17 protein-coding genes are annotated in these 12,465 nt (G+C 71.0%); 10 read left to right on the forward strand and 7 right to left on the reverse strand.

The features are described 5' to 3' along the window. The first annotated feature begins 95 nt into the window (after positions 1-95). The gene (locus tag ACZ59A_RS40000; protein WP_468053486.1) at positions 96-779 is read left to right on the forward strand and encodes a glycerophosphodiester phosphodiesterase; all 684 of its coding nucleotides are present in this window, start codon (positions 96-98) and stop codon (positions 777-779) included. Positions 780-788: 9 nt separating this feature from the next. On the opposite strand, the gene ACZ59A_RS40005 is transcribed toward ACZ59A_RS40000, so the two are convergent. Then, entirely contained in the window at positions 789-1,322 is a 534-nt protein-coding gene (locus ACZ59A_RS40005) for a GNAT family N-acetyltransferase (protein ID WP_470969437.1), read from the reverse strand. A gap of 137 nt (positions 1,323-1,459) precedes the next feature. Here ACZ59A_RS40005 and ACZ59A_RS40010 point away from each other — a divergent pair, with 137 nt between their 5' ends. Further along, positions 1,460-1,846: a VOC family protein gene (locus ACZ59A_RS40010; RefSeq protein WP_470969440.1), complete on the forward strand. Its 387-nt coding sequence runs from the start codon at positions 1,460-1,462 to the stop codon at positions 1,844-1,846. Positions 1,847-1,877: 31 nt separating this feature from the next. Here ACZ59A_RS40010 and ACZ59A_RS40015 read toward each other — a convergent pair whose 3' ends face one another. Both ACZ59A_RS40015 and ACZ59A_RS40020 read right to left on the reverse strand, forming a co-directional pair. Then, positions 1,878-2,201, reverse strand: coding sequence for an AzlD domain-containing protein (locus tag ACZ59A_RS40015; protein WP_470969443.1), 324 nt, complete (start codon positions 2,199-2,201; stop codon positions 1,878-1,880). After that, a complete protein-coding gene (locus ACZ59A_RS40020) occupies positions 2,186-2,896 on the reverse strand; it encodes an AzlC family ABC transporter permease (RefSeq protein ID WP_470969446.1) in 711 nt (236 codons plus the stop codon). The genes ACZ59A_RS40015 and ACZ59A_RS40020 overlap by 16 nt, the downstream gene beginning before the upstream one ends. Before the next feature lie 66 nt (positions 2,897-2,962). Here ACZ59A_RS40020 and ACZ59A_RS40025 point away from each other — a divergent pair, with 66 nt between their 5' ends. The 5 genes from ACZ59A_RS40025 (at position 2,963) to ACZ59A_RS40045 (ending at position 7,172) form a co-directional block, all read left to right on the forward strand. Beyond that, a complete protein-coding gene (locus tag ACZ59A_RS40025; RefSeq protein ID WP_470969449.1) occupies positions 2,963-3,559 on the forward strand; it encodes a helix-turn-helix domain-containing protein in 597 nt (198 codons plus the stop codon). Between the two features lie 138 nt (positions 3,560-3,697). Next, the gene (locus ACZ59A_RS40030) at positions 3,698-4,282 is read left to right on the forward strand and encodes a DUF5134 domain-containing protein (protein ID WP_470969452.1); all 585 of its coding nucleotides are present in this window, start codon (positions 3,698-3,700) and stop codon (positions 4,280-4,282) included. A gap of 109 nt (positions 4,283-4,391) precedes the next feature. Next, positions 4,392-5,327, forward strand: coding sequence for a M56 family metallopeptidase (locus ACZ59A_RS40035; protein ID WP_470969455.1), 936 nt, complete (start codon positions 4,392-4,394; stop codon positions 5,325-5,327). A 190-nt stretch (positions 5,328-5,517) separates the two neighbouring features. Further along, the gene (locus tag ACZ59A_RS40040) at positions 5,518-6,207 is read left to right on the forward strand and encodes a phosphatase PAP2 family protein (RefSeq protein ID WP_470969458.1); all 690 of its coding nucleotides are present in this window, start codon (positions 5,518-5,520) and stop codon (positions 6,205-6,207) included. Then, complete coding sequence (locus ACZ59A_RS40045) at positions 6,204-7,172, forward strand: pirin family protein (protein WP_470969460.1); 969 nt, start codon at positions 6,204-6,206, stop codon at positions 7,170-7,172. The genes ACZ59A_RS40040 and ACZ59A_RS40045 overlap by 4 nt, the downstream gene beginning before the upstream one ends. Before the next feature lie 505 nt (positions 7,173-7,677). On the opposite strand, the gene ACZ59A_RS40050 is transcribed toward ACZ59A_RS40045, so the two are convergent. Together ACZ59A_RS40050 and ACZ59A_RS40055 are read right to left on the reverse strand one after the other, a co-directional pair. Continuing rightward, positions 7,678-8,526, reverse strand: a complete 849-nt coding sequence (locus tag ACZ59A_RS40050) for an oxidoreductase (RefSeq protein ID WP_470969463.1) — start codon at positions 8,524-8,526, stop codon at positions 7,678-7,680. A gap of 59 nt (positions 8,527-8,585) precedes the next feature. Beyond that, positions 8,586-8,930 carry a nuclear transport factor 2 family protein gene (locus tag ACZ59A_RS40055; RefSeq protein WP_470969466.1) on the reverse strand — a complete coding sequence of 115 codons (345 nt, stop codon included), beginning with the start codon at positions 8,928-8,930 and terminating at the stop codon, positions 8,586-8,588. A gap of 207 nt (positions 8,931-9,137) precedes the next feature. Between ACZ59A_RS40055 and ACZ59A_RS40060 the strand changes: the two genes are divergently transcribed. Continuing rightward, positions 9,138-9,647, forward strand: a complete 510-nt coding sequence (locus ACZ59A_RS40060; RefSeq protein WP_470969468.1) for a winged helix-turn-helix transcriptional regulator — start codon at positions 9,138-9,140, stop codon at positions 9,645-9,647. A 183-nt stretch (positions 9,648-9,830) separates the two neighbouring features. Here ACZ59A_RS40060 and ACZ59A_RS40065 read toward each other — a convergent pair whose 3' ends face one another. After that, positions 9,831-10,532, reverse strand: coding sequence for an NAD(P)-dependent oxidoreductase (locus tag ACZ59A_RS40065; RefSeq protein ID WP_470969471.1), 702 nt, complete (start codon positions 10,530-10,532; stop codon positions 9,831-9,833). 89 nt (positions 10,533-10,621) lie between these two features. Here ACZ59A_RS40065 and ACZ59A_RS40070 point away from each other — a divergent pair, with 89 nt between their 5' ends. Both ACZ59A_RS40070 and ACZ59A_RS40075 read left to right on the forward strand, forming a co-directional pair. After that, the gene (locus ACZ59A_RS40070) at positions 10,622-11,245 is read left to right on the forward strand and encodes a TetR/AcrR family transcriptional regulator (RefSeq protein ID WP_468053519.1); all 624 of its coding nucleotides are present in this window, start codon (positions 10,622-10,624) and stop codon (positions 11,243-11,245) included. Between the two features lie 83 nt (positions 11,246-11,328). Then, a complete protein-coding gene (locus ACZ59A_RS40075; RefSeq protein WP_470969473.1) occupies positions 11,329-12,198 on the forward strand; it encodes a COX15/CtaA family protein in 870 nt (289 codons plus the stop codon). A gap of 111 nt (positions 12,199-12,309) precedes the next feature. On the opposite strand, the gene ACZ59A_RS40080 is transcribed toward ACZ59A_RS40075, so the two are convergent. Further along, the coding region (locus ACZ59A_RS40080; RefSeq protein WP_470969494.1) for a DUF475 domain-containing protein at positions 12,310-12,465 on the reverse strand (156 nt) is incomplete at its 5' end.

Below are 12,465 nucleotides of genomic sequence, written 5' to 3' on the forward strand. Positions count from 1 at the left end.
CGGAGTCGGCCGTTAGGCTGAGCGCCGGTCCGGCGAGCCCGTGCCTCCACACAGCCGAAAAGCCGACAAAAGCCCGACAGAAGAGCGAGATCACGTTGACCTTTCTCACCATCGGACACCGCGGAGTGATGGGCGTCGAGCCGGAGAACACCCTGCGCTCCTTCGTCCGGGCCGAGCACGAGGGCCTGGACGTCATCGAACTGGACCTGCACCTCAGCAAGGACGGCGCCCTCGTCGTCATGCACGACGCCGAGGTCGACCGCACGACCGACGGCAAGGGCCCCATCAGCGACTTCACCCTCGCCGAGCTGCGCGAACTGGACGCCGGGGACGGCGAGCGGATCCCCGTCTTCGAGGAGGTCGTGGACGCGGTGGGGGCGCCGCTCCAGGCCGAGATCAAGGACGTGGCCGCCGCGCGGGCCCTGGCCTCCGTGCTGACCAGCCGCGATCTGCTCGGCCGGGTCGACGTGATCTCCTTCCACGACGAGGCCCTCGCCGAGATCCGCACCCTCCTGCCCAGCGCCCGTACCGCCCTGGTGGCCAGCCGCTACGGGCTCGACGCCATCGACCGGGCGCACGCCGTCGGCGCCGGGATGCTGGTGCTCAACATCCGCCGGCTGACCCTGGAGCTGGTGGAGCGCGCCCACGCCGCCGACCTCAGGGTCATCGGCTGGACGGTGAACACCCCGGACCATCTGAAGCTGGCCCGCGGGCTCGGCCTCGACGGCGGCACGACCGACTTCCCGGAGATCCGCCGGGCGGTCCGCTACACGGCGTGAGCGCCGGGGTCAGCCCAGCGGCTTGACCAGCAGCTCGAACTCCAGGTCGGGGCGGCGCGGCACGCCGAAGCGCTCGTCGCCGTACGGGAACGGAGTCCTCCGGCCCGTACGGGCGTAGCCGCGCCGCTCGTACCAGGCGATCAGCTCCTCGCGGGCGGTGATCACCGTCATGTGCATCTCGCGGGTGGCCCACTCGGCCGCCGCGAACCGCTCGGCCTCGGCGAGGATCACCTTCCCGAGCCCGCCGCCCTGCAGCCCGGGCCGCACGGCGAACATGCCGAAGTAGGCGTGTGCGCCGCGGCGCTCCAGCTGGCAGCAGGCGATCAGCTCGCCGTCCCGCTCGGCGACCAGCATCCGGCTGTCCGCGCCCCGTACGACGGCCGTCACGCCCTCCGGATCGGTGCGCTGTCCGCCCAGGATGTCCGCCTCCGTCGTCCATCCGGCCCGGCTGCCGTCCCCGCGGTACGCCGACTCGATCAGCGCGACCAGCGGCTCGACGTCGGCCTCGGTGGCCCCGCGGTAGGTGAGCGCGGCGGTGTTCATGGCGGGGTCCTCTCCCTGGCGGCGGCGTCCGGCGGCTTGACGGGCGCCGAGTGTCGGCGGGCGGCCGGAACCGGCGGATTGCGGGAAGAAGACCCTAACCCCGTCCCGGGCGGGGCGGAGTGCGTAGGGTCGCGCTCATGGTGCACGTACTGAGCAGCCGCACGCTGCTGCGGCCGACCGACCCCGAGCGTTCGCGGGCCTTCTACGGCGAGGCGCTGGGTCTGACGATCTACCGCGAGTTCGGGACCGGCCCCGAGCGCGGCACGGTCTACTTCCTGGGCGGTGGCTTCCTGGAGGTCTCCGGCCGCTCCGAGACCCCGCCCGCACCGGGGCTCCAGCTGTGGCTCCAGGTCGCGGACGCGGAGGCGGCCCACGAGGAGCTGGCGGCCCGGAACGTGGAGATCCTTCGGCCGCCGAAGAAGGAGCCGTGGGGGCTGGTCGAGATGTGGATCGCCGATCCCGACGGCGTCCGTATCGCGATCGTGGAGGTCCCCGAGGACCACCCCCTGCGCTACCGGCCGTAGCCCCCGCCCTCAGCCCTGACCGGCCCGGCCTCTAGGCCACGCCGAGCAGGCGCAGCCCGGCCGCGGTGGCGGCCGCGGCCAGGACGACCACCAGGAACGGCGCCTTGCGCCAGGCGAGCACTCCGGCGACCACGACCCCGGCCGGGCGGGCGATCCCGGCGGGGCCGTGGCCCTCGGTGAGCGCCGTCGTCGCCGCGACAGCGGCCAGCAGGACGATCGCGGAGGTCTCCATCAGCTTCTCCGCCCGCGGCGGAAGCGTGATCCGGCTGCGCAGCAGCGGTCCGGCGAACCGTAGGGCGAACGTACCGGCCGCGAGCGCGAGGATCGCGACGGCCAGCGTCAGGGAGCCGGGCATGGGCGCTCCTCCTCGTTCGTCTTGCGTGTCCTGCTTGGTACGACCGTGAGCGCCACCCCGGCCAGCGCGAGCAGGACGGGCACTCCGGCGGGCAGGAACGGGGTGGTGGCCAGGGCGATGAGGACCCCCGCCGGGACCGCCAGGCGCTTGTCCCGGTCGCGCAGCGCGGGCAGGACCAGGGCCAGCAGGATGGCCGGGAACATCGCGTCGAGCCCGAACTGATCGGTGTCGTCGATGACCGAGCCGATCAGGCCGCCGGTCACCGCGCCCAGCGGCCAGCAGAGGAGAACGCCCAGACCACAGGCCCAGTAGGCGGCGCGCTGCCGCGCGATGCCGTCCTGCGCGAGCGCGAAGACGACGCTCTCGTCGTTCATCAGATGGCTGCCGAGGAGGCGCCGGGGGCCGCGCCCGAGGACATCGGGCAGGGCCAGCCCGAACGGCAGATGCCGGGCGTTGACCACCAGCCCGGCCAGCACCGCCGCCAGCGGACTGCCGCCCGCGGCGATGAGCCCGACGAACAGGAACTCCGAGGCACCGGCGAGCACCAGCACGCTCAATGCCGCCGGGACCCACAGCGGGAGACCGGACGCGACGGCGATCGCCCCGTACGACAGGCTGGTGACGCCGACGGCCAGGCAGACGAGCGCGATGTCCCGCAGCAGCACACGATCGAGCGTTCTCCATATCGAATGCATGACGCATAGAATGAACACCGCAGACCGCGTTCGTCAAACCGAACACTTATCTTCTGGAGCGAACGGATGGCACAGGAAGCACCGGCAGCGTCCTCGGCGGCCTCGGCGGCCTCGGCCAAGGTCCCGATGGAATCGATCGCGGCCGTACTGCGACGCGAGCGTGGCCGGGCCGGGCTGTCGCTCACCGAGGTGGCCCGCCGCGCCGGAATCGCGAAGTCCACGCTGTCCCAGCTGGAGTCCGGCAGCGGAAACCCGAGCCTGGAGACCCTGTGGGCGCTGTGCGTCACCCTCGACGTGCCACCCTCCCGCCTCCTCGACCCACCGCGCCCCCGCGTCCACGTGATCAGGGCCGACGAGGGAGTGACGCTCGCCTCCGCCCAGGCCGACTACCAGGCCGCCATGCTCTCCGCGGCCCCACCCGGCTCGCGCCGCGACATCTACCGCCTCAGCGCCGAGCCCGGCGCGGCGCGCGCCTCCGACCCCCACATGCCCGGCGTCATGGAGCACGTCGTACTGGCCACGGGCCGAGCCCGAGTCGGCCTCGCCGACGCCCCTGTCGAGCTGCACCCCGGCGACTACGTCTCCTATCCCGGCGACCTGCCCCACATCTTCGAGGCACTCGAACCGTCGACGACGGCCGTGCTCATCTCTGAACACAACTGACCCGTCCGCACCGCCCGCCGGGTGGGCGGGCAGGCATCCGCGCGCTCCCCCACTGCGCCCGTGCGCTCCCGTAGCCCGGTTCGCGCGCGGGCAGTCTCCCGGCATACGTCCGCGGCGTTCAGGACCGGGAGGTGTGCCGTGCACGGACCTCCGCTGATCGGCTGGCTGCTGGTCGCGCTGTGCGCCGCGACCGGCGCGTACTGCCTGCTGAACATGCGCGGCGAGCCACCCGGGCCGGGCCGCCGGGGCGCGGGGGCCGAGGCGCTGATGGGGTGGGGGATGGCGGCGATGGCCGTACCGTCCGCCGTCCTGGACCCCCGGCCGTGGGGGCCGCCCCTCTTCGCCGCTGTGTTCGGCGTGGCGGCCGTCCGGGCAGTGGGGCACCGCCATCTGCACCACGCCATAGGGGCGTTGGCGATGGCGTACATGGCGCTCGCGATGATGACGGGCTCCCCCGGTGGCCACGGCCACGCCGCCATGGCGGCAGGCGGGGGCATGACGGCGGGCAGCGTACCGGGCGGAATACCGGTGCTCACCGGCGCACTCCTCGCCTACTTCGCGGTCTACGCGGTCCGGTCCGGTCTGCGGCTGCTGCCGATGACGGACGGCGCGGTGGCGGCGGTCGGTGCCCCGTCGATCGGCTGGTCGCGGCGGCCCGAACTGCGGCACGCGTGTCGGCTCAGCATGGCCATAGGCATGTTCGCCATGTTGCTGACGCTCTGAGCCCTGCCTTCGGATACGCCGGGTGACGACGCCCTGCAAACCGTGGCGTACGTCACTTCGACCCCGCGGACATACCCCGGCCGACCGCCCCGACCATAGGCTGACGGCCATGATGGTCCCGCTCGCGCTGATGGGCCTCGGCGCGCTGGTGGCGGCAATGGCGCCGCGCCTGATGTCCCGTTCCACATGGGTCGACCGCGAACCCGTACTCGCACTGTGGGTATGGCAATGCGTCGTCGTCGGAGTGCTGCTGTGCTGCGCGCTCACCATGGCACTCACCGCCGCGGCGGCCTCCGAGGCCGTCCGCGGGAACGTCTTCGCCCCCGCGCCCAACGGCGTCGTGGAGGCGTACGCGCTCTCCGGCTACGGACCCTGGGCGGCGCCCGTCGCCCTCGCCCTGGCCTTCGGCGCCGTGTGGTCCGCCGTGATGCTGACCCGCGAGATCGGCCGCGCCCGCGCCTGGCGCAGGCAGCACCGCGCCGAACTCCTCGTCCGCTCCCCCGTCTTGCCCGGCGAGGAGCCCGCCGGGGAGCGGCTCGTGGTGCTGGAGGGCGACAAGCCCGACGCCTGGTGGCTGCCGGGCCCCATGCCCCAGCTGATCATCACGACCGCGGCCCTGCGCCGCCTCAAGGGGCGGCGACTGGACGCCGTGATCGCCCATGAGCAGGGCCACGCGCGAGCCCGCCACCACTGGCTCCTGCACTGCTCCGGCGCACTCGCCGGGGGCTTTCCGCAGGTGCCGGTGTTCGCGGCGTTCCGGGACGAGGTGCACCGGCTGGTCGAGCTGGCCGCCGACGACTCCGCGTCACGGCGGTTCGGGCGGACGACGACCGCGCTGGCACTCGTGGAACTCAACGAGGACCGGGGGGTGTTCGGCCCCTGCCCCAGCGGACTTACGCAGGTCCCGCAGCGCGTGGACCGGCTGCTGGCCCCGGCGGCGCGCTTCTCCCCCGTACGCCGTCTGCAACTCACCGCCGCGGCCGCGCTGGTCCCCGTCGTCCCCCTGCTGGTGACGCTGGTCCCGGCGCTGCGGGTGCTGGGCTGACCCTCCGGGGCACGGCCCGCCTCCGGGGCACGGCCCGCCTCCGACGCACGGCCCGCCTCCGACGCACGGCCCGCCTGCGACGTACGGCGCGCCTCCGACGTACGGCCCGCCTCCGACGTACGGCCCGCCTGCGACGTACGGCCCCCTGCGTGCTGGCCCCGCGCACCCGGCGTCGGCGATCATCGACACCATGCCGCCGCAGATCCGCCACCCCCAGGCCCTCCGCATCGCAGTGGTGCTCAGCGCCCTCTCCGCCGTGCTGCTCGCTCTCGTCGCCGCCCGCTGGGGGCCGCTGACGGGCGCGGACCGGGACGTCGTCGTCCCGCTGCACCGCTCCGCGCTCGACCATCCCGGCTGGACCCAGGTCAACAGAGTGCTGACGGACTGGATCTGGGACCCCTGGACGATGCGCGCCATGACGGCCGTGATCGTCCTCTGGCTGCTGCTGCGCCGGGAGCGGACGCCCGCCCTGTGGGTCGTCGTCACCGCGGCCGCCGGTACGGCCCTTCAGCAGGGCGTGAAGGCGCTCCTCGACCGCCCCCGCCCGCACTGGGCGAATCCGGTGGACTCGGCGCACTACGCGGCCTTCCCCTCCGGCCACGCCCTCACCGCGACCGTCACCTTCGGACTGCTGCTGTGGATGCTGAAGCTGCACGGCGCACCCGCCCTCTGGCAGCGCCTGGCCACCGCCGTGGCCGCCGTCTCCGTGCTCGGCGTCGGATTCACCCGGCTGTACCTGGGCGTCCACTGGCCCACCGACATCCTCGGCGGCTGGCTGCTGGGTGCGGCGCTGGTCGCCTGGGCGGTCGCCACCTGCCCGTACTCCGTTATCCACAGGGGCGAGCGGAAATCTCCCTCTGATGGGAAAGTTCGTCCATGAGCAATCTCGATCTGCGCCCCACGGCGACCGTATGCGGCGGCCGCGCCGACGTCACCGCGCGGCCGGTGCGCGAACTGCTGACCTCCAAGCAGGTCCCGCTGGGCGAGTCCACCGTGGTGCGCCGCCTGCTGCCGAACCTGGGTCGGCGCATGATCGGCGCCTGGTGCTTCGTCGATCACTACGGCCCGGACGACATCGCCGACGAGCCGGGCATGCAGATCCCCCCGCACCCCCACATGGGCCTGCAGACGGTGAGCTGGCTGCACGACGGCGAAGTGCTGCACCGGGACAGCCTCGGCAGCCTGCAGACCCTTCGCCCCGGCGAGTTGGGGCTGATGACCTCGGGCCACGCCATAGCGCACTCCGAGGAGTCCCCCCGCGCCCATGCCCGCCTGCTGCACGGCGCCCAGCTCTGGGTGGCCCTCCCCGACAGCGACCGCCACGCGGCCCCCATCTGGGAGCACCACGCCGAGCTGCCGCGAGTGACCGGCGGCGGAGGGCTGCGCGCCACCGTCCTCCTCGGCGACCTCGACGGCGCGACCTCGCCCGGCACCACCTTCACCCCCCTGATGGGCGCCGACATCACCCTGGCCGCAGGCACCGACACCCGCCTCCCAGTGCGGCCCGACTACGAATACGCGGCCCTCACCATGTCCGGCGAAGCCGAGGTCGACGGCGTCCGCCTGGCCCCCGGCTCACTCCTCTACCTGGGCTGCGGCCGCACCGAGCTTCCCCTGCGGGCGGATGTGGACAGCGCGTTCATGCTGCTGGGCGGCGAGCCGTTCGAGGAGAAGATAGTCATGTGGTGGAACTTCATCGGGCGGTCCCACGACGACATCGCCCAGGCCCGCGAGGACTGGTCGTCAACCCGCCGCTTCGGCGAAGTCCACGGCTACGACGGCCCTCCCCTACCCGCCCCCGAACTCCCCCCGGTGCCCCTCAAACCACGTGGGCGGACGCGCTGACCTGGGCTTTCACCAATGGCTAGCCATCATCGAACGCTTGATCGTTTATGGTCGACACCCAGCGGCCACGTGACGCGGACACGCCCCTTGCGGCCGCTTCGCCGGGGCAGCGACAGACTGGCGTGCCTGCCGCCGCCAACGCAAGGAATCTCCTCATGCATCACATCCGACAACCCCTGAGTGCCTCCGCCGAAGGCTGGTGGCGGCTGCGGCGTCAGCCGTGAAGAAGACGGCCACGACCATCGCCCTGGTCGCGGTCAGCCCGCTTCTGCTGGTTGTCCCTGTGATCGTCACAGCTGGTGAGAGCGCCTCTGCCTCCTGTTCCGCTTCCGGCCCGAAGGGCATGGGCACCAAAGAGCTCGCCAATCAGGTGGGGTTCTTCTGGAACCCTGCGCCCCAAGGGCGAGTGGACTGTCGCCTCCCAAACCCTCGGGGGCGACACCATCGCTCGGGGACCCGGCCTGTCGTCCAACCCGCGGTAGTGAGCAGGTACTTCCTGTCCGCGTCAGCTCAGCGAGGCATTCGGGAAGTCCGCCCCGCGCGACACGTGCTCATGCGCACGGATGTCCGCGAGCATCCCCTCGAGTTGCTCCACGACCGCGTCGTACCCCGAGGAGCCCAGCACGAGTTGTCGTGGCGGCTCCTCCTCTTCGATCGCCGCCACGACGGATCGCGCACCTTCACAGGGGTCACCGGGCTGGTTGCCGTCCTGGGCCACCATGAACTCCCGGACCGATTCCAGCATCGGCCGGTAGTCCTCGATCGTCTCCGCGACCGGCTCGTCCGCGAATCCGGCGTAGGCACGGGTGCGGAAGGCCCCGGGCTCCACGGCGAGCACCCGAATGCCCAGCGGTGCCACTTCTTCGCGCAGCACCTGCGTGATCCCCTCGATCGCGAACTTGGCGGCGCTGTAGTAACCGAAGCCGACGGTGCCCCTCATGCCGGCCACGGACGACATGTTGATGATCCATCCGCTGCGCCGGGCACGCATGCCGGGCAGTACGGCGCGGAGCATGGCCACCACGGCGAAGAAGTTCAGTTCGAAGGTCTTCCTGACGACAGTGTCGTCCGTCCCCTCCACGGAGCCGTACCAGCCTCGTCCGGCGTTGTTGAGCAGGACGTCGATGCCGCCGAAGCGGCTCTCAGCGGCCGCGACGGCCTCGTCGATCTGCCGAGTGTCGGTGACGTCGAGCGGGAGGACCAGCACTCTGTCGCCATGAGGCTCCGCCCACGCGCGCAGCAACTCCGGCCTGCGCGCGGTGAGTACGACGTTGTGGCCCCGCTCCAGGGCCACGTCGGCATGGGCCATGCCGAACCCACCGGGAGTTCCGCCGGTGATGAGCCAGGTCTTCATGTGTTCCTTTCTGTCGGGAGACCGGGAGAGAGCGTCCGCTCATGTCCGGGCTGTGGGGGTCACGGTTCGATGAGGAGGCGCTCGATGAGCCCGCCACGCAGAGCGAAGCGGAAGTGCAGGTCGACGAGGCCGCCGGGGAAGTCGCCTTCGAGCCGCTGAGTGACCGTGTAGTCGTGGTCGCCGGTGCGGAGGTATCCGGTGGGCTCGATCGTGTAGGTGTATTCGGTCGCTGCCCGGTTCATCCACCGTTCGATGGCATCGATGCCGCTGTGGGTCCTCCCCTCGTCGGTCACCGTGGCGTCAGGCGTGAAGGTGCCGAGCTCGGCCGGGGTGTCGTGGGTGCGATGGGCCGCCAGGTAGCGGCCGATGGGCTCGGGGAGCTCGTCGAAGTCGACGGGTTGCATGACTGCTCCTTGGGAGAACTGAGCACACCTGGATCCGTGGGTGACTTCTAAAATAGAAGTAACTCACTTCTAGCTTAGCAGTAAGTGGATGGGGAGCGCTTCGGCGAATCGACCGCCTCACCCACATTGATGACGAGGCCGAGAGAAACTGCCACAATAGAAGTAACCAGAGAAGCGACTCGTCGCCAGTGTCAGGGAGAGCACCACATGCCAGCCCGCATCCGGTTGGAAGATCGGGAGTGCCCCCTGTCCAAGTCCATGCAGCACGTGGGCGAATGGTGGACGCTGCTGATCCTGCACGACGCCTTCGACGGTTACGCCCGCTTCGACCAATTCCAGGAGAACCTGGGCATCTCCTCCAGCATGCTCACCACCCGACTGAAGACCCTCGTGGAGGACGGGCTGCTGGAGCGCCAGCCTTACCAGACCAACCCCGTGCGCCACGAGTACGTGCTGACCGAGCTCGGGCGCTCCCTTCGGCCGGTGATCATCGCCCTGGCCGCGTGGGGCAATTCCCGCCTCGCACCAGCGGAGCGCAGCATGATCCTCGTCGACGCGCACAGCGGTGAGGAGGTCGAGCCCGTCGTCGTCGACGCCAGGACCGGTCGCCGACTCGACGACAGCGGCACGTACACCTTCACGGCCGGGCCCGCAGCCAGCGACGCCATGCGCGACCGCTACGCGACACGGCCGGCGGCCCCGGCGGAAGGCGCATGAGGCGCGCGAACGACCATCGATCGCTGTGATGCGACCACAACGGCACAGGCACTCGCCCGTCGACCCACCGCCGCCTGGCCATGACGCCGTAGTGCGGCGCTCCCCGCAGGAGGCGCGCCTATGCTCTGGTCGCGCCCGCGTGCGAGGCGCCCCCGATGTGCCGCGGACTCCGCCAGCGCGGGGTCATTTGCCGATGTGCAACGCCTCTTTGAGGAACACGCGGGCGTAGCTCGGGGTACCCCGAGTGGTGATCACCTCGACGCAGGCGCGAACGTGCTGGTCGTCGGTGGCCTCGCACAGGAGCACGTCGGCCAGGTCGGCGCGGGAGGTGAACATGCCGGGCAGCCGCTCGGGCGCGACAGCTATGCGGTAGTCGGTGACCGTCGTGGCGTCGAACAGCCCTGAGGGGCGGACGATCGTCCAGTCGAGATCGGTGGCGCGCACGATCTCCTCCATGCGGCGCGCGTCCTCGTACAGCGGGCGTCCCATCGAGAGCAGGATCGGCCCGACCACCTTGCGGAAGAAGAACTTCTCCTCGGGTGCGAGTTGGGGGTGCACGCCGATCGAGGTCACGCATACCAGCCGCCGCAGCCCGTGCCGTTTCATCGCCGCCACGATGTTCCGCGCGCCCTGCGAGTAGATCGTGACCGGCTCCTTGGTGTACGGGACGCCGAGGGTCGACACAACGCGGTCATGGCCGGCCACCACCTCATCCACCGCCGCCGCGTCCAGAGCGTCGGCACCCGCCACCCGCAGGCGCGGATCCTCGACCGGGAAGGCTTCGGGCCGCCGGGTCACGGCCGTCACGGTGTGGCCCTCCGCCAGCGCCCGCTGGGTGACAAGCCGTCCTGTCGGGCCGTTCGCCCCGAAAACCACGAGCTTCATACGGTTCTCCCTCCTGCCGTGGCAGCTTGATAGGCTGCACAGAACGTTGTTCCAAGATTTGGAACAACGTTCTAGACAGGAGCATACACATGTCGGATCTGCCGGGAGTCGTCCGGCTGCGTGATCGGCGCGAGGCGCTCACGCTGCGCACGATCCTCACCACCGCGCGCAGACTGTTCGCCGAACATGGCTACGCCCGCACACCGATCCGCTCCATCGCCAAAGAAGCCGGCGTCGCGCCGCAGACCATCTACGCGCATTTCGGCTCCAAGGCCGGCGTGCTCAACGGGCTGGTCGACCTGATGGACGAGGAAGCCGGTCTGCCGGAACTGCTGGCCGAGGCGGGGAAGATGACCGATCCCGAGACCCTGCTGGGACTGCTGGCCAGGGCCTGCCGCCAGGTGCGGGAACGCTGCGGCGACATCGTCACCATGCTGAAGACCGGCGCCGCGGTCTCTCCGGACATCGCGACCACCCAGGCAGAAGGAGCACGACGGAACAGGCTCGGGGTCGAGATGGTCATCGAGCGCGTCCGCGCCACCGGCTGCGGCGTCCACCCCAAGGCCGTGGACATCGCCGTCGCCTTGATGAGCGCCGACGTCCACGACAGCCTCGTCCTCGACGCCGGCTGGGCCCCCGAGGACTACGAAGCGTGGCTCAAGAACACCCTCGTCACCGCGGTACTACTGGATCGAGAAGTCGAACCCCGATGAAACGTGACCTGGCCGAAGCCGAACCAACAACCGCCCCTGACCCCCAGCCCTTGGCGCGTCCCGGCCATGCGACGGTACGCCGATTGGCGGCCGGGTCCGTGGTGCTCAACATCATGCTTCTGGTGTCCGGTGGGGTGGTGCGGCTGACCGACTCCGGTCTGGGCTGCCCGACCTGGCCGCGGTGCACCGAAGCCTCCTTGGTCACCACGCCCGAGATGGGCCTCCACGGCACCATCGAGTTCGGCAACCGCCTGATCGGCGTCATCCTCGAGCTGGTGGCCATCGCACTGATCGTCGCGACTGTCCGTACCCGGTCTCCCCTGGCGTGGCGGTGGCTGGCCGCAGTCCAGGCTCTGGCCGTGCCCGCGCAAGCGGTGGTCGGCGGGCTCCTGGTGCTCACCGACCTGAATCCCTACGTACGAGCCGTGCACTTCCTCAACTCGTTCCCGCTCCTGCTCGCCGCCCTCGCGCTGCTGCGCCGCGCAAAGGACGCTACCGGCCAGCGAGCAACAGCAGTTCGCCGCGAGCTGCGACTGCTCACCGCTGGACTACTGGCCACGACCAGCGCCGTCCTGGTCCTCGGCACCTTGGTGACCGGCACCGGCCCCCACGGCGGCGATCCGCAAGCGGACCGATTGCCCTTCGACCCGGACACACTCACCCGGATACACACTGACCTGGTGTATCTCCTGCTCGGCCTCGCACTCGCCACAGCCGTCGCGGCCCGGGCTCTCCACGCCCCGCAACCGGTACAGCGTGGTATCACCATCACCATCGCACTCATCGCGGGTCAGGGCGTGTTGGGCCATGCCCAGTACCACGCCGGTGTGCCCCCGCTGCTGGTCGGGCTGCACATGCTGGGCGCCGGGCTGGTCTTCTCCGCGGCCGCCTGGACCTACCTCTGTACCCATGGACGGCATGACGACAAGCGTGTCGGCGCATCGAGAGAGTAGGGAGCCCGCCGTCCAGAATGGCCGCAAACCGTCCAGAGCGGCCACCGGTGGGTTTCGCGAGGGACACCGGTGGCCTGGCGGCGGCCCCGCGGCCCGCGCTGGCGGCCCGGCTCAGACGCCGGAGGAGACCTCGACCTCCTCGTTGGACCCCGTGCCCTTTCCCTCTGCCGCCGCCAGCCTGCGGTTGCGCCGGACCGAGGAGAAGAAGGACGAGGCGATCAGGACGACGCCGACGAGCCCCGTGATGACCTCGTGGATCTCGTACTG

Source organism: Streptomyces sp. NPDC040405 (assembly GCF_055595765.1).

What these genes read in the sequence shown, in the direction of transcription:
- ACZ59A_RS40005 (WP_470969437.1), bottom strand. Translation starts at nt 1,322, where the DNA reads ATGAACACCGCCGCGCTCACCTACCGCGGGGCCACCGAGGCCGACGTC.
- ACZ59A_RS40010 (WP_470969440.1), top strand. Translation starts at nt 1,460, where the DNA reads ATGGTGCACGTACTGAGCAGCCGCACGCTGCTGCGGCCGACCGACCCC.
- ACZ59A_RS40015 (WP_470969443.1), bottom strand. Translation starts at nt 2,201, where the DNA reads ATGCCCGGCTCCCTGACGCTGGCCGTCGCGATCCTCGCGCTCGCGGCC.
- ACZ59A_RS40020 (WP_470969446.1), bottom strand. Translation starts at nt 2,896, where the DNA reads ATGCATTCGATATGGAGAACGCTCGATCGTGTGCTGCTGCGGGACATC.
- ACZ59A_RS40025 (WP_470969449.1), top strand. Translation starts at nt 2,963, where the DNA reads ATGGCACAGGAAGCACCGGCAGCGTCCTCGGCGGCCTCGGCGGCCTCG.
- ACZ59A_RS40035 (WP_470969455.1), top strand. Translation starts at nt 4,392, where the DNA reads ATGATGGTCCCGCTCGCGCTGATGGGCCTCGGCGCGCTGGTGGCGGCA.
- ACZ59A_RS40040 (WP_470969458.1), top strand. Translation starts at nt 5,518, where the DNA reads ATGCCGCCGCAGATCCGCCACCCCCAGGCCCTCCGCATCGCAGTGGTG.
- ACZ59A_RS40045 (WP_470969460.1), top strand. Translation starts at nt 6,204, where the DNA reads ATGAGCAATCTCGATCTGCGCCCCACGGCGACCGTATGCGGCGGCCGC.
- ACZ59A_RS40050 (WP_470969463.1), bottom strand. Translation starts at nt 8,526, where the DNA reads ATGAAGACCTGGCTCATCACCGGCGGAACTCCCGGTGGGTTCGGCATG.
- ACZ59A_RS40055 (WP_470969466.1), bottom strand. Translation starts at nt 8,930, where the DNA reads ATGCAACCCGTCGACTTCGACGAGCTCCCCGAGCCCATCGGCCGCTAC.
- ACZ59A_RS40060 (WP_470969468.1), top strand. Translation starts at nt 9,138, where the DNA reads ATGCCAGCCCGCATCCGGTTGGAAGATCGGGAGTGCCCCCTGTCCAAG.
- ACZ59A_RS40065 (WP_470969471.1), bottom strand. Translation starts at nt 10,532, where the DNA reads ATGAAGCTCGTGGTTTTCGGGGCGAACGGCCCGACAGGACGGCTTGTC.
- ACZ59A_RS40070 (WP_468053519.1), top strand. Translation starts at nt 10,622, where the DNA reads ATGTCGGATCTGCCGGGAGTCGTCCGGCTGCGTGATCGGCGCGAGGCG.